Origin of the sequence: Marivirga sp. (assembly GCF_024636815.1) — a bacterium.
Taxonomy (GTDB): Bacteria; Bacteroidota; Bacteroidia; order Cytophagales; family Cyclobacteriaceae; genus Marivirga.
Genome location: NZ_JAGXGF010000192.1, coordinates 1 through 20931 on the forward strand (window position 1 = coordinate 1; position 20931 = coordinate 20931).

The 20931-nt window shown below is 33.1% G+C and carries 19 protein-coding genes; 11 read left to right on the forward strand and 8 right to left on the reverse strand.

What is annotated here, in order from left to right; translation table 11 throughout:
* The 3 genes from Q0L29_RS13855 to atpG form a co-directional block, all read left to right on the forward strand.
* The coding region (locus tag Q0L29_RS13855; RefSeq protein WP_296622590.1) for a F0F1 ATP synthase subunit delta at positions 1-183 on the forward strand (183 nt) is incomplete at its 5' end.
* Positions 184-212: 29 nt separating this feature from the next.
* The gene (atpA, locus tag Q0L29_RS13860) at positions 213-1787 is read left to right on the forward strand and encodes a F0F1 ATP synthase subunit alpha (protein ID WP_296622592.1); all 1575 of its coding nucleotides are present in this window, start codon (positions 213-215) and stop codon (positions 1785-1787) included.
* Between the two features lie 91 nt (positions 1788-1878).
* Positions 1879-2760 carry an ATP synthase F1 subunit gamma gene (gene atpG, locus Q0L29_RS13865; protein ID WP_296622594.1) on the forward strand — a complete coding sequence of 294 codons (882 nt, stop codon included), beginning with the start codon at positions 1879-1881 and terminating at the stop codon, positions 2758-2760.
* 144 nt (positions 2761-2904) lie between these two features.
* Here atpG and Q0L29_RS13870 read toward each other — a convergent pair whose 3' ends face one another.
* Positions 2905-3375, reverse strand: a complete 471-nt coding sequence (locus Q0L29_RS13870) for a CBS domain-containing protein (protein ID WP_296622596.1) — start codon at positions 3373-3375, stop codon at positions 2905-2907.
* Positions 3376-3456: 81 nt separating this feature from the next.
* Positions 3457-4113, reverse strand: a complete 657-nt coding sequence (locus Q0L29_RS13875) for a class I SAM-dependent methyltransferase (protein ID WP_296622598.1) — start codon at positions 4111-4113, stop codon at positions 3457-3459.
* Positions 4114-4399: 286 nt separating this feature from the next.
* Here Q0L29_RS13875 and Q0L29_RS13880 point away from each other — a divergent pair, with 286 nt between their 5' ends.
* The 3 genes from Q0L29_RS13880 (at position 4400) to Q0L29_RS13890 (ending at position 6219) form a co-directional block, all read left to right on the forward strand.
* A complete protein-coding gene (locus Q0L29_RS13880) occupies positions 4400-4597 on the forward strand; it encodes a hypothetical protein (RefSeq protein WP_296622600.1) in 198 nt (65 codons plus the stop codon).
* Positions 4598-4667: 70 nt separating this feature from the next.
* Complete coding sequence (locus Q0L29_RS13885) at positions 4668-5813, forward strand: DUF4221 family protein (protein WP_296622601.1); 1146 nt, start codon at positions 4668-4670, stop codon at positions 5811-5813.
* The gene (locus Q0L29_RS13890; protein ID WP_296622603.1) at positions 5800-6219 is read left to right on the forward strand and encodes a hypothetical protein; all 420 of its coding nucleotides are present in this window, start codon (positions 5800-5802) and stop codon (positions 6217-6219) included. Before Q0L29_RS13885 ends, Q0L29_RS13890 begins: the two co-directional genes overlap by 14 nt.
* On the opposite strand, the gene Q0L29_RS13895 is transcribed toward Q0L29_RS13890, so the two are convergent.
* From Q0L29_RS13895 to thpR, 3 genes are all read right to left on the reverse strand, one after another.
* A complete protein-coding gene (locus tag Q0L29_RS13895) occupies positions 6216-10235 on the reverse strand; it encodes an AAA domain-containing protein (protein ID WP_296622605.1) in 4020 nt (1339 codons plus the stop codon). The two genes, Q0L29_RS13890 and Q0L29_RS13895, sit on opposite strands and share 4 nt — an antisense overlap.
* Positions 10236-10301: 66 nt before the next feature.
* Positions 10302-11246 carry a helix-hairpin-helix domain-containing protein gene (locus Q0L29_RS13900; RefSeq protein ID WP_296622607.1) on the reverse strand — a complete coding sequence of 315 codons (945 nt, stop codon included), beginning with the start codon at positions 11244-11246 and terminating at the stop codon, positions 10302-10304.
* Positions 11247-11305: 59 nt separating this feature from the next.
* Positions 11306-11854 carry an RNA 2',3'-cyclic phosphodiesterase gene (thpR, locus tag Q0L29_RS13905; protein ID WP_296622608.1) on the reverse strand — a complete coding sequence of 183 codons (549 nt, stop codon included), beginning with the start codon at positions 11852-11854 and terminating at the stop codon, positions 11306-11308.
* Between the two features lie 294 nt (positions 11855-12148).
* On the opposite strand from thpR, the gene Q0L29_RS13910 reads away from it, so the two are divergent.
* The 3 genes from Q0L29_RS13910 (at position 12149) to purE (ending at position 14550) form a co-directional block, all read left to right on the forward strand.
* Complete coding sequence (locus tag Q0L29_RS13910; RefSeq protein WP_296622610.1) at positions 12149-12757, forward strand: SiaB family protein kinase; 609 nt, start codon at positions 12149-12151, stop codon at positions 12755-12757.
* A 138-nt stretch (positions 12758-12895) separates the two neighbouring features.
* On the forward strand, positions 12896-14032 hold the full coding sequence (locus Q0L29_RS13915) for a 5-(carboxyamino)imidazole ribonucleotide synthase (RefSeq protein WP_296622612.1): 1137 nt from the start codon (positions 12896-12898) through the stop codon (positions 14030-14032).
* On the forward strand, positions 14029-14550 hold the full coding sequence (purE, locus tag Q0L29_RS13920; protein ID WP_296622613.1) for a 5-(carboxyamino)imidazole ribonucleotide mutase: 522 nt from the start codon (positions 14029-14031) through the stop codon (positions 14548-14550). Before Q0L29_RS13915 ends, purE begins: the two co-directional genes overlap by 4 nt.
* Here the strand turns inward: purE and Q0L29_RS13925 are convergent, their stop codons facing one another.
* Positions 14551-16644, reverse strand: coding sequence for a tetratricopeptide repeat-containing sensor histidine kinase (locus Q0L29_RS13925; protein WP_296622615.1), 2094 nt, complete (start codon positions 16642-16644; stop codon positions 14551-14553).
* Positions 16645-16748: 104 nt separating this feature from the next.
* Here Q0L29_RS13925 and Q0L29_RS13930 point away from each other — a divergent pair, with 104 nt between their 5' ends.
* A complete protein-coding gene (locus Q0L29_RS13930; protein ID WP_296622617.1) occupies positions 16749-17318 on the forward strand; it encodes a hypothetical protein in 570 nt (189 codons plus the stop codon).
* 30 nt (positions 17319-17348) lie between these two features.
* Here the strand turns inward: Q0L29_RS13930 and Q0L29_RS13935 are convergent, their stop codons facing one another.
* On the reverse strand, positions 17349-18119 hold the full coding sequence (locus Q0L29_RS13935) for a S1/P1 nuclease (protein WP_296622619.1): 771 nt from the start codon (positions 18117-18119) through the stop codon (positions 17349-17351).
* A gap of 143 nt (positions 18120-18262) precedes the next feature.
* Positions 18263-20287, reverse strand: coding sequence for an excinuclease ABC subunit UvrB (gene uvrB / locus Q0L29_RS13940; RefSeq protein ID WP_296622621.1), 2025 nt, complete (start codon positions 20285-20287; stop codon positions 18263-18265).
* A 221-nt stretch (positions 20288-20508) separates the two neighbouring features.
* Here uvrB and Q0L29_RS13945 point away from each other — a divergent pair, with 221 nt between their 5' ends.
* Positions 20509-20898: a DUF302 domain-containing protein gene (locus Q0L29_RS13945; protein WP_296622622.1), complete on the forward strand. Its 390-nt coding sequence runs from the start codon at positions 20509-20511 to the stop codon at positions 20896-20898.
* Positions 20899-20931: the final 33 nt, after the last annotated feature.

The window sequence follows — 20931 nt, forward strand, 5'->3', positions numbered from 1 at the left end:
GTGATCAAAATTGTAAAAGAGATTTCCGGTAAGGAAGTTGAATTAAACGAAAAAGTTGATGAGGCTTTGATTGGTGGCTTTTTAATCCGTGTGGGTGACAAGCAAATTGATGAAACTATTCAAAGCAAATTAAATGATTTAAGACGGGAGTTAACCCAGAATCAATATATCAAGCAGATTTAAAAAATTAATTAACCTATAATAACAGAATAATGGCAGAGGTTAGACCAGACGAGGTTTCAGCAATATTAAGAGAACAACTTTCGGGCTTCAAAACAGAAGCTGAATTAGAAGAAGTTGGTACCGTCCTTCAAGTTGGTGATGGTGTGGCACGTATTTACGGCTTAACACAAGCCCAATCAGGTGAGTTGTTAGAATTTGAAAACGGCTTACAAGCATTGGTATTAAACTTGGAAGAGGATAATGTTGGAGCTGTATTGTTCGGTAGTTCCCAAGGAATTAAAGAAGGGGATGCTGTAAAAAGAACAGGAAAAATTGCTTCCATTAAAGTGGGTGATGGTATCGCAGGTAGAGTTGTGGATACTTTAGGTCAACCAATTGATGGAAAAGGGCCTATCGAAGGCGAGCTTTTTGAAATGCCTTTGGAGCGTAAAGCACCTGGTGTGATTTTCCGTGAGCCTGTAAGTGAGCCTTTACAAACAGGTATTAAATCTATTGATGCGATGATTCCTGTTGGAAGGGGTCAGCGTGAGTTGATTATTGGTGACCGTCAGACAGGTAAAACTGCTGTGGCAATTGATGCCATTATCAACCAAAAAGAATTTTATGATGCTGGCGAGCCAGTTTATTGTATATATGTAGCTATTGGACAAAAAGCTTCTACTGTAGCAATGATTGTTGCTGAATTGGAGAAAGCTGGTGCGATGGCCTACACCACTATTGTTTCTGCATCTGCAGCTGATCCAGCTCCTTTGCAGTTCTTTGCTCCTTTCGCAGGTGCTGCTATCGGAGAATTCTTCAGAGATACAGGTCGTCCTGCATTGGTTGTTTATGATGATTTATCAAAACAAGCAGTTGCTTATCGTGAGGTTTCATTATTATTAAGAAGACCTCCAGGACGTGAAGCATATCCTGGTGATGTATTCTACTTACACTCTCGTTTATTGGAGAGAGCAGCAAAAGTAATCAATGACGATACTATTGCAAAAGACATGAATGACTTGCCGCCTTCATTGAAAGGTAAAGTAAAAGGTGGTGGTTCATTAACAGCACTTCCAATTATTGAGACACAAGCAGGTGACGTTTCAGCTTATATTCCAACTAACGTAATTTCAATTACGGATGGACAGATTTTCTTGGAAACTAACTTGTTTAACGCAGGTATCAGACCAGCTATTAACGTAGGTATTTCCGTATCTCGTGTAGGTGGTAATGCTCAGATTAAATCAATGAAGAAGGTATCTGGTACGTTGAAATTGGATCAAGCACAGTTCCGTGAATTAGAGGCTTTCTCTAAATTTGGTTCTGATTTGGATCCTGCTACTAAAAAGATCATTGAAAGAGGTAAGCGTAACCAAGAAATCTTGAAGCAAGGGCAGTACTCTCCAGTTTCTGTAGAGCAGCAAGTTGCTATCATTATTGCTTCAACTAAAGGATTTTTAGATAAAGTTCCAGTTGATAAAGTTCGTGCTTTTGAGAAAGAATTTTCTATGATGATGGAGAATCAAGAAAGAGAAACTCTTGATGCATTCAAAGCAGGTAAAATTAATGATGATTTAATCGCAGTTGTGAAAAAAGTAGCTGACGATTTATCCTCTAAATACTAATATTTAGAGGAGCTTTTTATAAGCTCCTTTCTACATTTTAAGATTAACATTTTTCCTTTTTAATTAAAGGTCTAAATAGATACAAGGCTGTATGGCAAATTTGAAGGAAGTAAAAAATAGGATTAGTTCAGTTGTTTCAACTCAACAAATTACCAAAGCCATGAAAATGGTGGCGGCTGCGAAGTTGAAGCGTGCTCAGGACAGAATCACCATGATGCGTCCTTATTCCCAAAAATTATCCGCTATTTTACAAAATGTAAGTGGTAGTGGTGAGGAAATGAATAATCCTTATGCTAAGGAAAGACCAGTTGAAAAGATTTTATTGATTCTTGTCACCTCTGATAAAGGACTTTGCGGTGCTTTTAACAGTATGGTGACACGTAGAGTTACAAGCTTAATTGCAGGTGAATACAAATCAGTTGCTGAGAATGGTAACTTACATTTCATGACAATTGGTAAAAAGGCAGCTGATTATTTAAAAAGAAATAAGCTTCATAATAATGCTGATTACATTGATTTGTTTACTCGATTAAACTATGAAGATGTAAGCGAAGCAGCTCAGTTTGTGATGGATGAATTTGAGAAAGGTACTTACGATAAAGTTGAAATCATTTACAATGAGTTCAAAAATGCTGCAACTCAAGTTTTAAATCAAGAACAATTCCTTCCGATAGCTAAGGCAGATGACACAGAAGGTAAAAGTATTGATCATGGCTATTCTTTTGAACCATCAAGAGATTATATCGAGAAGGAATTAATCCCGACTTCATTGAAAACGCAATTATTCAAAGCACTTTTAGACTCAAATGCCTCAGAGCATGGAGCTAGAATGACGGCTATGGATAAAGCTACGGAGAATGCTGGTGACTTATTGAAAGAATTGAGATTGACTTACAACAGAACTCGTCAAGCAGCAATTACAACAGAAATATTAGAAATTACAGCTGGAGCAGAAGCTTTAGCAGCTGAGTAATTCATTAATGAACTTTACAAAATAGAAGGCCGAAAAATTAGTTTTTCGGCTTTTTTTATTGGTCAAAAATTAAATTTCAACATTGTTTGTTGCCGAATATCCAGTAATTAAATGTACTTGTGCAATTACCAATTTAGGCTCTAATTAATGCTTCCAATTAACTTCTTGGCTATCTCTAACAGCTCGCATGATATCTCGCTGACTTATCTGACCAATAAGTTTTCCTTCCTTTAAAACAGGGAATCTTCTGAAACGCATTCTTAAAAACATATTAGCTGCTTCAAAAATATTGGTCTCAGGTTCAATATGTATAATATTTGTAGCCATATAATCTTTTACTAAGCCAGGAAGCTTAGGTGAATTGTTATATTTTCCTTTGACTATTTCCTTTAGGCAATCTCCCTCTGAAATTACGCCAATTAAATTTCCATTTTCATCTACTACAGGACCACCAGAAATTTTCTTTGTCATTAATGTATCCATGGCTTCATAAATGGTTTGATGTTCATTAAAAGTAATGAGTTTTGTAGCCATATAGTCTGAAACGGAAATGCTTTTTGGCTCTTCTTGTTTATCTTCTTTTTTGATGAATGATCCTTGATAGCTTTTAACCATGATTGAAAATAGTTTAGTGTTGTATAATATACAATAAATATTCATGAATTCAAACATAAGTATTTAAAAATCAGATAAATGCTATACTGAATAAATGATAAGCCTTTTTTTTATTTCTAATTTCTCGAATCCAAGATGCTCTTTTATCCATTGAAAACTGTCATTATGGTATAAGAAAACATGAGTGGGATCATTTTTATAATACCAATTCTGAAAATCTATATCTTTTCTAAATGGATCTGTCATTAAATATAGTTTCCCATTTGGGAGTAGTAAACTCTTAAGATTTTTAAATTCCTTAAATGGATCATGGAAATGCTCTATTACTTCGCAACTAGCAATGTATTGATATTGATGAGTCAGAACCTCTGGTCGATTATCAAAATAAGGATCATAGGTTTCAACATCGTAATTATTTTCTCTTAATACAGTTGTGATAACAGGGCCTGTGCCAGAACCAAAATCCAAACCTTTGTCTGTTGACTTGAAATCCTTAAATATACTCGAAGTGATTGGGCTGACAAATTCTCTATATCGAGGATCTGTCACATCATTATTATGTGCTTGATATCTATTAATCTCGGTTTCATCATTAGGAAGAAAATGTTGAGAGGCAAAAACTCCTTTGCAATTTGGGCACTGAAAAAACCGCTTCTTTTTAGAGGTGTAAAATATTGGGCTTAAGGTATCGCATAATCTGCAGTTTTCTTCTACGGGTAGGGTATGATTTTTACGCATAAAAAAATTAGTATTTTGCAAAATTATCGGAAGTTGTTGATAATTGGTATATCAATCATTCCTTTTTACAAATTGCACCACTCTTTCCATCAGTTCTTCCTTATCATTCCAAAAGTTTCGACTTTTTATTTGAATGTAAGGCCAATTCATTTTAACTATGGTAAATAAAGACCCAATGTAAGTTTTTATAATTATTTTAAAAATAATTAATCAAATCCTTTTTTTTTAATACATATGTCTATGTTTGAATCAACTAAATTATTTTTAACAATAAATTATTATTTTTATGAAAAAGAAAACCTTAACATTAGTCATGACAATCCTTTTTATGGCAGGATTGTCTACGTTTAATTTGAATGCTCAAACTGCAGAACCAACTGGAACCCTTTGTGAAGATGGGCGTGGTAATCAGTCATGTGAGGGTGAAGCATGTGATTGCAGAAATGTGATTGTTATGACTAATGAGCCTTGTGAAATAAAATAATTCTATTTTAGTGAAGAAGCTACACTTTATGTAGCTTCTTTGTCTTTAAATTCAAAATTTATCCTTTTAAATGAAATTATCACCTCTTGTAGTTTTAGTTTTTTTACTTTTCATATATGGTTGTCAAAACCAAACTAAAGAAAAAAGTACTGGTAAAAATAGTATAATATTTGATTCTTCAGTTTCCTCATATATAGTGGATTCATATAAGATTAATCTCGACCCTACCACACCCATTAAATCTCCAAATATTCAGTATCTGGAAACAAGGAATCAAGTGGCCATGATGAATGCTTCCATGAATGAGATTAACTTCTATGATTTGGAGACAACTAAATTAGAAAAAAAAGTTAAGTTAGAAGAAAGTGGGCCTAATGGTGTAGGTAAAGTTAGAATGTTTAGAATTTATAATCAGAAGCTTTATGTATTAAATTCTAAACAATTCAAATTTTATGAGCTAGATTTCTCTGGCAATGTAATTAAAAAGTATGATTTAAATAGAGAAAATGCACCTAAGCCCAAGGCAACAACATGGCAGCCTATTGTTATTGATTGGCCTTATGCGTATATGGTTAGCACTCCTTACAGAGATTATAATTCCATATCATTTTATGAGGCAAATGATTTAATGACGAGATTAAATTTAAAAACAGAAGAAATCGCCTATTCAGTTTCTTATCCTGAAGCAATTAAAGGGAAACTTTGGGGGCCGAATTTATCCGATAAATTTTATACTTATAATTCAGAGCAAAAGAAATTTGTAATTAGTTGGCCACCCATCGCGGATTTATCTGTTGGAGATTTTAATGATATGGAACTTGTTTCTGTTCCAAGTAAATATAATATTAAACCAGAACCAGTAGATGAAGTGCCAAGAGATTTTAATAAGAGACATGCAATATTTACTACCAATCCACAATATAGCGATATTTTTTACAATAAATATAAAAACGAATATTACAGAATTGTGGAACAAAGAGTTCCTGAAAGATATATAGATAGTCCAGATTACGATGAGAAGAACTTAAAACCATTTTCCTTAATGGTTTTAGACTCAGATTTTCAGTTGAAAAGCGAAATCGAATTTCCGCATTTAAAATATTATCATTTTATGGTATTCATAACAAAAGAAGGTTTGTATATGGCAAGAATTCCTGAAAATGAAGATGAGTTAGTATTTGATTGTTTCCAATTTGATGATAATGAGAAAGTTTGATTTAGTAGTTGTTATTTGTTTAGTGTTTTTTACTGTCTCTTGTTCAGAAAAAGCTAAAGTACCAGATTTAATTAAACAAAAAATCAAAAACTATGAAAGGGTTGTTTTTATACCTCATCAAGGTTGTATTGGTTGTTCAAGGGAAGCTTTGGGATTATTAGAAAGCTATGCTAATTATCCTAAAACACTTTTTGTCATAACAAAAATAGCAGAACTAAGAGCAGTTAAAATTGAGTTGAATCAATCGATAGATTTAGAGAAAGCAGATAACATAATACTTGATGAAAAAAATGAAGTAAGTTCAACACTTGAAATCGGTATTTATCCCATGCTCTATGAGGTAAAGGATAACAAAATTATCCTCATAAAAGAAGCTAAAAATGGCATTCATCAATATTTGAATTAATTTCTCTTCACAAACTGCACTACTCTCTCCATCAACTCTTCCTTATCATTCCAGAAGTTTCGGCTTTTGATTTGAGTGTAAGGCCAATTCATTTTGGATAATAGGAAAGGAGTATAGGCAAAAATATCTTTCACGGATGGATTGTCATAGAACAAATTATCGTCTGAAAGTAGTAAGCCTTTATATTGTGCGCTGTCCTTAAAGCTTAAATCCGCAAAAGGTAACTCTTCCTCAGCTTTGATGTTTTGTACAGTTTTTTCTAACTCTTCTTTTACTTTCGTTTTTAGGAACCAACTGCTTTGAAAACTATTATTAGCCTTTGGTTTTGGTTTGAAATTTCCTTTTGATACATCTAATGCATATTGTAGATATGATTTCAATAGCTTAGGGCCGTTATTTTTAGCATCATCGACTTTTAGCTGATCTGGATAGAGGCTGCTCACAATGACCACCTTTTCTCTAGCTCTTGTAATCGCCACATTTAACCTATTTTCTCCTTTTGGGGCATTGATGGTTCCAAATTGCATTCTTAGCTTACCTGATTTATCTGGAGCATATCCTGTACTAAATATGATGATATCCTTCTCATCACCCTGAACATTTTCTATATTTTTTACGAAAAATTTATCAGGAAGAGTTAGATTTCCTTTGGCAATTTGATCTTCTAAAATGTCCCAAATTAGCCCTTGTTGTGGTGCGTTGAAAGTGACTACTCCAATTTCTTTTTTAGGTTCATTTTTTAGAAATTCTTTGATGAGATCCACTACATTAAGGGCCTCAATTTCATTAGAGTTATGCTCCCAAATACCATCTACTTTTATATAATCAATGCCAGGTTCTGCATTATTAATATAATTAAAATCAGGTAATAGTCTTAAGCGATCTTTATAGAAGTGATGATTTGAAAATTCTATCAAATCAAGGGATTTACTCCTGTAATGTCCGGCTAAGTGAAGGTTCATCACATATTTATTGGCTAAATCTAATAATGAATCTATTTCTAAATCAGGATGGTCGACTTCCTCTTCCTCCCATCTAACTTTATAAAGATCATTAGGACTTAGTTGTTTATCATCACCAGCCACCACAACTTGCTTCCCTCTGTACATGGCAGGTATTCCTTTTTCCACAAAGCATTGAGAAGCCTCATCAAAAATGACCAAATCAAAAATATCTTCCATTGGAAAAATGGCAGAAACTGATTCAGGACTAGCCATCCAGCAAGGGATCAGATCAAATAACTCATCTTGAAATTCTTGAATTACTTTTCTAATCGGCCATATTTGACGTTTTTTAGTGACTTGATGGCTTAAGTCTCTATAAGAAACCCTGTTGTTCAGACGGTTGTATTCTACATTGGTAAAGGTTCTTTCTCTTACTTTAAGATTTAATATTTCCGCGCTAAGTTTTAATTTTTCTTCAATATAATATTGAAGTTCATCGGTTTGCTTATCGAACTTTCGAGTGGATACTTCCCTTAAAATAGGATACTTTGTTTCTATATGGCCCAGCCACTCCAGGTAAATACTATTAAGAAAAATAGGTTTGATATTTTCATGGGAGATGGTAATATCACTTTCATTCAGAAGTTTTACCACTTCCTGTTCGAAGTGTTCCATACCATCATAAAGCTGGTCGAATTGAACTAATTCATCAAAGTATCTTTGAAAGGTTTTAATATAACTAGGAGGTAGTCTCTCTTGTTCTAATTGGTCTATTTGCGTTCTAGTAAGATATTTTTTCCATTTATCCTTCACTTTGATGGTGTCTTCAGAGAGTTTGATAATAGCCTGAATTTTAGATAAAAATTCATTAAGTGATTTGCCCTCTATTAAGGAGAATGCCTTGAAATTTGTCAAAGAGCCAATAATTTCTTTAGCTTTTATGGCATTGGTTTGCTCTTGAAACCAATGATTTAGCTTAATTTGATCTTTTGTTTCAGGAATATCTTTTAGCCATGTCTGTTTTTTGAGTTTGGTCATATTATGCTCAAAATTTAGACGGTTATCCAGTCTTTTTTCAAGCTCTTTTACACCCGCACCATTAACAGTTAAATTATTAGCCACTAAAACCTTTTTCAAAAAGTATTTTTCTTTAGAAAAAAGAATCCAGTGAATCCATTTAGTAGGTCTTTTTCGAGATTGCCTTCTTAGTTGGATGATATTTTGTAGTGAGCCTAAATCTTTCGAGGGTAAACTGCTTTCTATTCCACCATCTTTGAAACAATCATTAATCACTCTTTGCACATTGCTTAGCCATAAAGCATTTGTGTTTTCATCTGTGTGATCGTACATATACACCAAATACTCATAGGAGGTAACACTTAATAGCTCATCTAAAGCATTTAATTTCTCTTTATGTTCTATCACATCTTCAAATTCCTTTAAAGACATGGATGAACCCACAAGATCTTTTGATTTTTTAGCTGTTTCCTGAAAATAGATAGGTATTTTTTCTAAAAGAGTGACAATTTCTGTTTTGTCATCCAACCCGAAATCCTTAAAATTGACTCTATCTTGCCAAATAAAGTCATCCTTGCTGAAGTCGTCCACATAAGTTTGAAAGTGGACCAATTTATCGGCAAATTCTTCGATTTCTTTTTTCTGAAAATGCCTATGGATTTGTTTTAAATTTACTTTTAATTTATTGAAGTCACAATTTAAGTACAATTCCTTTGCTGAAAGGCCACATTCTGATTCATCAAAAAGGGCTAATCTGTACTCTTCTTTTTCTTCTACTATTTGATCTATAATTCGGCTTGATTTAAGAAATTCTCTTTGAATTTGAACTGAATCTAATCCATTATTTTTAGCTTCATATTCTTCAAGTCTTTCAATTTGGCTTTGAATTTGTTCAAATATAGCTTTCCGATCATTTTTAAAGTCATGAACCAATGCCATAAAAGGCTGCATGTCAATTGACTTCATTCTGTCATAAATGACATCTAATGCAGCTCTTTTTTGACATACTACCAGAACTTTTTTTCCTCTTGCAATGAAATCCGTTACCAAATTGCTGATGAGTTGAGATTTCCCTGTTCCCGGAGGGCCTTGAACCACCAATGAGTTCCCTTTTTTTACAGCTTTCAATGCATTTTCTTGGTAGGCATCCATCGGGAAAACGGTAAAGGTTTCTTCCTCTTTAACGCTTTCAATGAAGCGATATCGTTGCTTATAATCTGTTGGATCTTCCGTTTGTTTATCAGGATTTCTACTTAAAAAGAACTCTTCTATATCTTGTACTTCTTGCTCTTTTTCAAGTAAATACGAGTAGTCAGGAACTAAATAAGAGCCACTTTGTGGGAAAATCCCCAAAACTGCTTCAGGAAAAAGTTTTAATTCACCTTCTTTTTCATTTTCCTCGAAATCTGGTTTTTTAAAATTTTTAAATGAGCGTAAAACATCTAAAAATGTATCCTGATTGAAATTTATTTCAATAGGGCTTTCTTTGAAGATTTGATAAAGGTCAGTTCGAAAAACCCGACTGTCAGGGTCATAAATCTCAAATACTTTTTCTATTAATTCATCACTAATTTTAATTCCATGAAAGTGGGCATAAGCTAGCAGGAAAGACTTGTTAAAGGTTATATTAACATCTTCTCTTAATCCCATTACCCATTGGTCATTTACTTCTTTTATTTCAATAGGGAAAAATATCAGAGGACAACGAACAGAAGTTCCACCATGGAATTTTCCTCTAACAAAAGGCCATCCAACATAAAGGTCTTTTGCACCTCTTTCATCATAAATAAACTTTTCTATTCTTTTTAATTTCTTCAATTTCTGGCTCATGATATTGTTTTGCTCGAGCCGAGAATCTGAAATTGCTGCCAATGGGATTTTCTTCTTTCGAGCTATTAAATCCTCAATAAGGGAAAAGGAACTTTTGTTCAAAAGGAAATCAAAATCATGCAAATCTAAAGTTTGGTCAGAAATCAAACGAAGAAGCAATAGGGATCGATTGCTTCCAGATAGATTTGTGAGCCGTTTTAAATAGTGCCTTAGTATGTCGTGCATGAAAAAATAATTAGCAAGAAATCAATTTAAGAAATTATTACTTAATAGTAAATCTTTATATGGTGCTTAATCAAAAGAGATATAAGGATTTACTTGTTTAACCCAGTTGCTATCTAATACTTTGATAGCTAATAAATCGGAAACGGATTTAAATTCTCCATGTTGTTTTCTATAATTGACTATTAAGTCAGCTTCTTTGTAGGAAATATACGGATGTTGCACTAAACTGTCCGCATTAAGGTGATTAACTTTAAGTTGTCTTAAGTTTAAATTCTTTCCAACAAAAACGTATTTTTCTAGAGAATCTATATTTTCTTTCTTCAGCCCATAGACCTCTTTAAGTTGTTGAAGTGAGTGAAATCCTCCTAAATATTCTCTGTATTTGATAATTCTTTTTGAATAGGCAGGACCAATTCCGTAAACTTTTTGTAACTGTAAACTGTCGACTTTATTGATGTCAAAGTTAATTAGCTTTACTTTATTGATTTCTTTTTGAGTATTTTTCTTCTCTTTATTTCCCTCAGGTTCACTCCATTTGGCTGTCAATTTAGTATCAGGCTTCTTAGGTAACTTACTTACTTTGATGTAAGGATAGATTTTTTGGAAGAATACACTATCAATACCATAAATTAGGAGGAGCTCTTCTTTAGACTCAAAAGGCTTAACTTTTTCTCTGTATTTCACGATTCTTTCAGCAAGATATTCCGGAAAGCCTGAGTTAATTAAATGCTTTGAATTTGATTTGTTTAGGTCGAAAGTCTGAAATCTTTTTTCTTCTTTTATTTTTTTTTCGATTACAATACTTTTTTCTAACTCAGAAAGTAATGAATTAAGATGGATTTTTTCATTTTGAGATTGTAGAGGTTGTTCATAAAAAGAATATATCTTTTTAGACAAAAAAGGGATCGAGAGAATAGCTGCCATTAATATTACTAGAATAATAAAACCGTTGGTTTCAGTTCTCGAAAAGCCGAAAAAATTACGAAGCCAAATTCTTATTTTTTGCTTCATTGCTTAAGTAAGGTTTTAGTTTAGTACTAAAGTAAGGAAGCAGGATTAATTGTCCAATTTTACGTGCTATCTAATTTAATTTCTTTAAAAATATCCCATGATTTTCCATTATGTTTGAAAATACTTATTGATTCAGCCAAAAAAGTTTCTTCAAATTCTCTGTTTTTAACTTCATCCCATATTTTATGAAAAATAGGTTTTTTCAAATCACGAAAGGCGATGGTTATATGAGGAGTAAAACCATTATTTTTATGAGTGCTATTAAAAATTTGAAAGCGTTTCATAAACCGCTCAATAGATTTCTGTAATAAATTCAGTTCATTATTTTCATTTACCTTAAGAAATATCACACGTGGCTCAAATTTTCCAAAATCATTTAATTCTATTTTAAATTGTTTCTGTTTCAATAAGTGTTTTTTCAATTCATCAATAAATTCTTCTTCTCTATTAGTCGATAAATTGAATGGCATTTGTAGTGTAATATGTGCTTTTGACCGAAATGCGCCTTGAATACCATATTTTTGACGAAACTCCTCTTTTATCCCATGAATCTCTTCTTCAATTGGATGAGGAGGGCAAATTCCGATAAAAAGCATAGATTTTTCCATATATTTTTATTTCTATTATTTATAGTAATCATTCAATTTAAGTAAATTTGGGATAAAATAAGTTAATACTATAAGTACGTAAGGAGGACTTTACTTTTATTAAAATTATTAGTAAAGCGAATAGCCCAAATTTATTTAAAGGTTTAAGCATACTTTTGATATTGAAAATTAAAAGTAAAGCAGCGACCTAATAAAAACAATTGATTTAGCAATTGACTGATTTTTCAAAAAAAATCCACTAATTTGGGGAATATTAGAATTGGCTTTTATATAAATAAAAAAATCTAATTATTGATGATAGATAACATAAATGAAAACAAGATGGATTTAAATGTAAATTTCATCAAATCAGTACTAAGTCTATTTTCTGAAATGCAAGGAAATGGTATCTCTTTAGTCTATTTGGGAGAGTTCAATCACGAAATCACAAAAATGTTTACCTCCATGGCGGAATCTGATATGGAGCGTAAAAAAGAAGATAGATATGTAAAAAAGAGGGTTTACCATGTTATGGTTGAAACTCTTCAGAATATGAATAAGCATTCTGATGAAATTACTGATGCGCAAATTGGAAACGGCTTGTTTGTTATCGGTAATAAGGAAGATATTTATTATGTCATTACCAGTAATAAAGTTGCAAGAGACAAAGTTGAAGATTTGAGAGCTGCAATTGATGAAGTTAATACTGCAAGTGCTGATGAATTGAAGAAAATGTATATGCAACAGATCAAACATGGAAAGCTTTCAGATAAAGGTGGAGCAGGACTAGGATTGATTGATATTGCCAGAAAAACTGGAGAGAAATTAGTATATAAATTTTTACCTATTGATGAAGAGTTCGACTTATTCATCTTAAAGGTGGAAATAAACGCTGATAAAATTAAAGACGTTAAAAATAAATAATTAGAATTTACTTAATTCAATATCTTAAGCCTTTTCATAGATGAGAAGGCTTTTTTTATGACTATCAATCTTGGGGATTCCAATTATTCTAAGTCAATAAATATTATATTTGCCTCATTAATAATTCAAAATAGCTTTATGAGTTTCAATACAAATTTAAAAGTAGGTGTTTTAGGTGGAGGTCAATTGGGTAGAATGCTATTGCAGAGCGCTATCAATATCAATATTGATTTGAAGATGATGGACGCAGATCCGAACGCTCCTTGTTCAAAATTGGTTTCTGATTTTGTAGTTGGGGATTTGGAGGATTTCGATGCAGTTTATCATTTTGGTAAGCAATGTGATATTTTGACTATTGAAATTGAAAAAGTTAATATTGAAGCAATGAAAAAGCTTCAATCGGAGGGAGTGAAGGTGTATCCACAACCGGAAATTATTGAAATAATTCAGGATAAAAGAGTTCAGAAACAGTTTTATCAAGATAATAATATCCCTACGGCACCATTTATCTTGACAGAGAATAGAGCAGATTTAGAAAAGCTTTCGAATAAATTCCCTGCTGTCCATAAAATAGGTAAAGGAGGATATGATGGCAGGGGAGTGCAAGTCATTAAATCTAAAGATGACATCAAGAAAGGGTTTGATGCCCCTTCATTATTAGAAGATTTTGTTCCTTTTAAAAAGGAATTAGCAGTTATTGTAAGTCGAAATGAAAATGGTGAAGTGAATTCTTTCCCTGTAGTAGAGATGGTTTTCCATCCAGAACATAATTTAGTGGAGTATCTGTTATCACCTGCAATAATAGAAAGACCAGAGGAGGAAAAAGCAAAGCAAGTTGCTGTAGATATCATTCAAAAATTAGAAATGGTTGGGATTTTAGCTGTTGAAATGTTTTTGACTAAAGATAATGAAATACTAGTCAATGAAATCGCACCAAGACCTCATAATAGTGGGCACCAAAGTATAGAAGGGAATTTTGTTTCGCAGTACGATCAGCATTTAAGAGCAATTTTAAATCTTCCACTTGGAGATACTTCCACAAAAATTAGTTCGGCCATGGTCAATGTTTTAGGGGAAGATGGTTTTACAGGAGATGCTAAATATGAAGGTATGGAGGAAGTGATGAAAATACCTGGTGTTTCTGTTCATTTATATGGCAAAAAATTGACCAAGCCATTTAGAAAGATGGGACATGTTACGATTACTGATCCTAGCTTAACTTCATTAAAAAGAAAGATTGAGCAAGTTAAATCCACATTAAAGGTAAAAGCATGAGTAAAGGTAAAATAGCAATTATAATGGGTAGCCAATCTGATCTAAAAGTAATGAGTGAAGCGGCAAAAGTTCTTGAAGAATTAGAGGTGAATTATGAATTAACCATAGTTTCAGCTCACAGAACTCCAGAAAGAATGATGGAATTTGGCAAATCAGCTAGGAAAAATGGCTTCCATGCTATTATTGCAGGAGCTGGTGGAGCAGCCCATCTTCCTGGGATGGTGGCGGCCTTTACTACTCTTCCAGTAATAGGTGTACCGGTAAAATCAAGTAATTCTATAGATGGCTGGGATTCTGTGCTGTCTATATTGCAAATGCCAGGTGGAGTGCCTGTTGCAACAGTTGCTTTGGATGGGGCTAAAAATGCCGGACTATTAGCTGCCCAAATCATATCTAATTTTGATAAGGATGCTGCTAAAAAGTTGGAAATCTATAAAAGTGAAATGAAAGATAAGGTTTTAAAATCAGCCGAAGAAGTGGAAAAAAATGGTTGGAAATCCGGGAAAGTAGGTTTCTGATTATTCCTCGAGAATCGGGAAGTGTAGTGAGAATTCACTGTATTTCCCGATTTCAGTTTCTAAATTAATTTTCCCTTCTAAGCGATCAACTAATGTTTTGACTATTGCTAATCCTAGTCCATTGGAACTTTCACCACCTGTGGGCTTAGCACTTAGCTTCTGGAATTTCTGAAATAAGAGCGTTTGATCTTCTACCGTAAAACCTGGTCCAAAATCCTTAACGATGATCCAGAAATTCTTTTTATTCATACCTGCTCTTAATATAATTTCGGACTCTAATTTTGAAAATTTGATTGCATTTGACACCAAATTTTCTAGAATTCTGTTGATATAGTTTTTATCAGTTTCAACTATAAGATCTGATTCACATTCAACTTTGCATTCATTTTGTTTATTAGTTAATTCGATGACAAAATTGGAAGCAGTTTCTTCTAATAATTTTTTAAGATCAATTTTTTCTTTTTGAAGCTCCTCTTTTTCAGTATAGATAGCATTTACGTCTAACAAATCATTAATTAAATAAGCACCGTGCTTTGCATTATTTCTTATCATACTAACATATTGGCTCTGCTCTTCATTTAGACCTGATAATCTCAATAATTCAGTTAATCCTTTAATTCTATGGAAAGGAGCCTTCATATCGTGCGCAACAAGGCTCAACAAAGAATCTTTCTCATTATTCAAGTGATCTAATTCTTTGTTTTGGATTATGAGTTCCTCGTTTTGAGCTTTGATTTCTTTATTCTGCAGTGCAATTTTCTTTTGCTGGTCGCCAATCTTGTTGTTTTTTAGTTGTAAAATTTTATTGTATTTTCTTCTTCTGTCTGCAGTAATCCAAAGAACAATTAATAAAGCAATAATAAGAACAATAATGATAGTTAGTGCGATATTGAATGCTTTTTGCTTTTGAATCACCTGTTTATAGGTGTCCTCATTTCTTTTTAAAAGTTCGTTCTCAATTTCTTTCGCTTCTAAAGCTAATCGCCCTTCTAAACGTTCTATCTCACGGGCAGTGTTAACATTTTCTGTTTTCTCCTTTAAGTCTGAATATTGTTTGAAATACTCATATGCCTGATTAATTTTATTTTGTTTTTCTAGTATTTGTGATAGATAGAAAAATGCGTCTTGCTCAAATGTTATATCATTATTTGTAGCGAGTTCATTAACTTTTATAAAATAATTTTTAGAAAGATTATATTCGTTTCTATAATAATGGATTTTGCCCAATAGGGAATAAACTTGAATGATTAGATTTACATTCTTTGCTTTCGAAGCAAATTCAAGGGCTTCATTTGCATTTGTTAAGGCAATTGCTAATTGTCCTCTTTCGGTATTCATTTTGGCAATAGACAATTTTATAATGGCTAGGTTTGCCTCATCATTTATATTGGCCGCCACTTCGTAGGCTTGAGTGAAATACTTCAAGCTGTTATTATAATTTTCCATTTGACCATAAATATCTGCTATTTCTAAGTAGATAGAGATAATCCCAGAAGGGTCATCAAATGTCTGCCTTATTTCTGCAGTTTTTAATGACATTTCTAATGCCTTTTCTAAATTGTTTTGTGATTGATAAAGCTCAGCTAAGCTTTTATAACCATAACTCATGGAAACAGTATCCTTTATGTTTTCAAAAATTTCTAAGGCTCTAAAAAAATTATTATAAGCAGATACATAATTTCCCTGATTAAAATAAAGCCTTCCGATGTTGTTGAGAGAGTAGCCATATTGAAGAGAGTCTCCATATATTAGAGCAGAGTCTTTAGCTTGTTGATAATGCTCAAAGGCTTTTATATTTTGTCCTTCATAAAAATAGCCTACTCCTTTAAAATTTAAGGACTTAACAACTTTCTCATTAAACTCAGAACTATTTGAAGTTAAGTCAATCGCTTTTTGGCTATAAATAATGGTACTGTCCGGGAACGATTTTCTGTATTCCCATGCTAATTGATTATAAAGGTCGATTTTTTCCGAGACTCCGGAATTTTGAAGTGTAATTTTCAGACTGTCAATTAGTGCCTGATTCTGTCCTATTAATTTATAAGGAAGAATAACAATAAAGCATAGCAGTATGAATGAGTTTTTAAATTTCACTTTATTTAATTGTTTCCGCAATTTAATGTATTTCCACTGTATTTTTATAAAATGATTTTACCTTATCAATTAAATTAATAGAATTAAGTAAATATAGAAGAAAAATGTCATCTCATCACATTATAAGGGACGAACAAGAACCTCCAGTACTGGTTTTTCAATTGAATGGAAATTGGGAAGAATTACTGGAATTATTAGGTTGGTCACCAATTTTGCTCATCAATCCTATATTAAAAGAGACCTTTGAAATAAAACAAACGAAATTTGATGGTTTATTAATTAATGAATATGTGACTGTAATTGAAGGAAACCATGACTTAGTTTATTCTGATGATAATTTGTCTGATGAATTATTGAAATGGATTGAGCTTAAAAATTGTACTGCGATTAATATATTCTGTAATGATAAAATTATGATGGATTTGTTTCAAAGGTTTAAAAGTAAGCCTCTACCCGTACCATTGATTTTTTTTACTGAAATCGGCAAATATATTTTAAAGCCAGATTCCATTTTTAAGAAGTGGTATCCCGAAGAATTTAAAATTGGGATTATAAATGATGATATTAAAAAGACCCGAAATTTGAAACAAGAGCAAGGTGGCTATTGGGTAGAAAAGGCAGGGTTTGTAAGGGTTGAGGTTGAAGGGAATTTAGTGTTAATAAAAGAGAAATGAAGCTAGTTTAGCTCCATTTCCAATTATCAATTACCCATATATTTCGTTTAAAAGACCAGCAAGACGAATTCCTGCCTTTTTTATTTGGGTTTGTACAGTAGGCCAGTTTTTATATCTGTATTCATATCCTAAATACATATCTTCTGGTAAATTATAAACCTGATTTCTTAAATCCATAGCTTCTTTATACCAATCATCTATGGTATTGCTTTGTAATGCTTTTACCTCATCTTTTGTAGTGATGTTTACTGCATCTGCTAATTCAGTATAGCTGAAAGCTTTGGAGTCAATCATTTCGCTATCCCAAACTCGGTGAAGGTTAGAGTTTTGACCAAACCATTTCAGTTTCACAGCATTTCCTCCAATATCCTCTCCATTGCCTACATGACACGGTTGATGAATATCGCCAACCAAATGAATCAACATTTTAAGTTTTTCTTGCTCACTTTTAGCATCAAGATTACCCGCTTTTAATTCCTCGGTGATTTTTTGGATCATCATAATGATATCTCCATCAGGGTTTTTTTCAGCCTCTTCGTATGTCATCCCATCCGGAATAGTAACATAATGCCAGGGTTTAGCATAATCCCAGCTGTCAACTGATTTTATATTGTCCATCCAAACACTTGCAACAGCTATTGATTCTCTATTTAAAATTTCGCTTACTCTTTTCTCTACCTTTCTTTTCAAATAGAATGATGCTACTTCACCTACTGCCCTGTGGCCAGTTTGTCCCCACGCTAAAGCTTGAGAAATGGTGAAAATGCTTAAAATAAAAACGCTTATTACTCTGATCTTCATATTTTTGAATTTTTGCAAATATAGTATTTTAGTGTTACCGTAAAGTTATTTTCATCTGTTTAAATATGCATCAAAACCTTTTTGTTTGGCTGAGATCTAAATTATTGCTCTGTTTGGACTCGAATAATAAGTCAGTCTTAGACTTATTTTTTATCTCGTAATTTTTGAAGTTCTTGCCATTCATCTCTTAATCTTGCGGCCTCCATAAAATCGAGGTCTTTTGCCGCCTTCTCCATTTTCTTTTTAGTGGCTGTAATCATTTTATCCAAAGCTGGTTTATCCATATATTGAACTACTGGATCTGCAGCAACAGAAGTTCCTTCTAAGCCAGCATAATATTTTTGCTGAGAAGTCTTTTTAGAGTCAACTGCAACTGTTTGGCCTAATATGCTTTCTCTGGATTTGAATACAGTTTTAGGCGTAATACCATGTTCTTCATTATATGCTTTTTGAATTGCTCTTCTTCTATTGGTTTCGTCAATAGCTTGTTCCATCGAAGCAGTCATTTTATCAGCATACATGATGACTTTACCTTTTTCATTTCTAGCCGCACGACCAATTGTTTGAACTAAAGAACGCTGATTCCTTAAAAATCCTTCTTTATCTGCATCTAGAATTGCTACCAAAGAAACTTCTGGTAAATCTAAGCCTTCTCTAAGTAAATTTACACCTACCAATACATCAAATTCACCTAGCCTTAAATCCCTTAAAATTTCTACTCTGTCTAGAGTGTCTACTTCAGAGTGAATATAACGAGACTTTATACCTGCTCTTCCTAAAAATTTATTGAGCTCTTCTGCCATCCTTTTGGTTAATGTAGTACACAAGACGCGCTCATTTAATTTTACTCTCTCATCTATCTCTTCTAATAAATCATCAATTTGATTTCCACTTGGGCGGACATCAATTTCAGGATCTAGCAAGCCGGTTGGTCTAATTACTTGTTCTACTACAGCCCCTTCTGTTTTTCGTAATTCATATTCAGCAGGAGTAGCACTCACGAAGATTGTTTGGCCTATTAAATTTTCAAATTCATCAAATTTCAATGGCCTGTTGTCCATAGCCGAAGGTAATCTGTAGCCATAATCCACTAAGTTTATTTTTCGGGCTCTATCACCACCATACATTGCCCTAACTTGCGGAACTGTAACATGACTCTCATCAATTACCATCAAAAAATCATCTGGAAAATAATCCAAAAGGCAGAAGGGGCGTGTACCAGGCGTCCTTCTATCAAAGTAACGAGAGTAGTTTTCCACTCCTGAGCAATAGCCCAATTCACGCATCATTTCAATATCAAATTCAGTTCTTTCCTGAAGACGTTTGGCTTCCAAAAATCTACCATCCCTTTCAAAGAATTTCACTTGCTCCACCATATCATCTTGGATTTCTTTGATGGCTTGGTGCAGAACATCCTTTCCAGTTACAAATAGGTTGGCAGGGAAAATACTTATTATTTTTTCATCGGAAATTTTCTTCCCAGTTTCAGGGTCAATTCGTTGGATGGATTCTATTTCATCTCCCCAGAACATAATTCTATAAGCGAAATCCGCATAAGCAACAAAGATATCTACCGTATCGCCTTTTACTCTAAATGTTCCTCTTTTGAATTCAGCTGTGGTTCTGTTATAGAGTATATCCACAAAAGCAAACAACAATTGATTGCGGGGAACTTTATCACCTTGTTGCAAGCGAATAATGTTTTTACCAAATTCTTCTGGATTTCCTATACCGTAAATACATGATACGGATGCCACTACAATCACATCTCTTCTTCCTGATAGTAGTGCTGAAGTAGCGCTTAATCTTAATTTTTCAATTTCTTCATTAATGGAAAGGTCTTTTTCTATATAAACATTGCTGGAAGGGATAAATGCTTCTGGCTGATAATAGTCATAATAGGAAATAAAATATTCTACCGCATTTTCTGGAAAAAACTGCTTGAATTCGCCATAAAGTTGCGCGGCTAGGGTTTTGTTATGACTTAAAACTAGGGTAGGTTTTTGAACGCGTTCCACTAAGTTGGCAATGGTAAATGTTTTTCCAGAACCAGTTACGCCCAAAAGCACCTGATCTTGTTCTCCATCTTCAACTCCTTTTTGAAGTTCTTTAATGGCTTTTGGTTGGTCTCCGGTAGGTTGATATTCACTTATGATTTTAAAATCCATACTTACAACAAACGATTAAGTTGGAAAATGTTTAGGCACAAATATAAATAGATTTTAAACTCGCATGGGCCTTAACCTTACTAATATCATTATGACTTAGTTGCTGGAAGCATATCTGTGTAACAATTATCACAAACATCCTTTTATTTCATTATTTATTAGGTTTAAGCCAATCATAATAAAATTCGCATCGTACATATAAGAAATAAAAAGATATAAATATGAATTATTATCATTCAAAAATATTAAAAGGAAAAGACTTTAGTGCAGTAAGAAGTGAAGTGGAAGCAGCGCTCAAAGAAGAGGGTTTTGGCGTTTTGACTGAAATAGACTTTAAAGCTACTATGAAGAAGAAATTGGATAAAGACTATTTACCGCATGTGATTTTAGGAGCTTGTAATCCAACTTATGCTGATAAAGTAGTTTCAATTGAACCACATATCAGTACTTTGCTACCATGCAATGTGACTGTAAGGGAAATGGAAAATGGAGATGTGGAAGTTACTGCTATAGATCCTGCAGCTGCTATGTCAGTTGTGGATAATGATGAGTTAGTTCAACATGCGGAAGAAGTAAATGAAATGCTAAAGAATGTTTTAAAAGCATTGTAAAATAAGAAGGGCAACAGAAATGTTGCCCTTTAA

Coding starts and splice junctions, on each gene's coding strand:
- atpA (WP_296622592.1), top strand. CDS start 213: ATGGCAGAGGTTAGACCAGACGAGGTTTCAGCAATATTAAGAGAACAA.
- atpG (WP_296622594.1), top strand. CDS start 1,879: ATGGCAAATTTGAAGGAAGTAAAAAATAGGATTAGTTCAGTTGTTTCA.
- Q0L29_RS13870 (WP_296622596.1), bottom strand. CDS start 3,375: ATGGTTAAAAGCTATCAAGGATCATTCATCAAAAAAGAAGATAAACAA.
- Q0L29_RS13875 (WP_296622598.1), bottom strand. CDS start 4,113: ATGCGTAAAAATCATACCCTACCCGTAGAAGAAAACTGCAGATTATGC.
- Q0L29_RS13880 (WP_296622600.1), top strand. CDS start 4,400: ATGAAAAAGAAAACCTTAACATTAGTCATGACAATCCTTTTTATGGCA.
- Q0L29_RS13885 (WP_296622601.1), top strand. CDS start 4,668: ATGAAATTATCACCTCTTGTAGTTTTAGTTTTTTTACTTTTCATATAT.
- Q0L29_RS13890 (WP_296622603.1), top strand. CDS start 5,800: ATGAGAAAGTTTGATTTAGTAGTTGTTATTTGTTTAGTGTTTTTTACT.
- Q0L29_RS13895 (WP_296622605.1), bottom strand. CDS start 10,235: ATGCACGACATACTAAGGCACTATTTAAAACGGCTCACAAATCTATCT.
- Q0L29_RS13900 (WP_296622607.1), bottom strand. CDS start 11,246: ATGAAGCAAAAAATAAGAATTTGGCTTCGTAATTTTTTCGGCTTTTCG.
- thpR (WP_296622608.1), bottom strand. CDS start 11,854: ATGGAAAAATCTATGCTTTTTATCGGAATTTGCCCTCCTCATCCAATT.
- Q0L29_RS13910 (WP_296622610.1), top strand. CDS start 12,149: ATGATAGATAACATAAATGAAAACAAGATGGATTTAAATGTAAATTTC.
- Q0L29_RS13915 (WP_296622612.1), top strand. CDS start 12,896: ATGAGTTTCAATACAAATTTAAAAGTAGGTGTTTTAGGTGGAGGTCAA.
- purE (WP_296622613.1), top strand. CDS start 14,029: ATGAGTAAAGGTAAAATAGCAATTATAATGGGTAGCCAATCTGATCTA.
- Q0L29_RS13930 (WP_296622617.1), top strand. CDS start 16,749: ATGTCATCTCATCACATTATAAGGGACGAACAAGAACCTCCAGTACTG.
- Q0L29_RS13935 (WP_296622619.1), bottom strand. CDS start 18,119: ATGAAGATCAGAGTAATAAGCGTTTTTATTTTAAGCATTTTCACCATT.
- uvrB (WP_296622621.1), bottom strand. CDS start 20,287: ATGGATTTTAAAATCATAAGTGAATATCAACCTACCGGAGACCAACCA.
- Q0L29_RS13945 (WP_296622622.1), top strand. CDS start 20,509: ATGAATTATTATCATTCAAAAATATTAAAAGGAAAAGACTTTAGTGCA.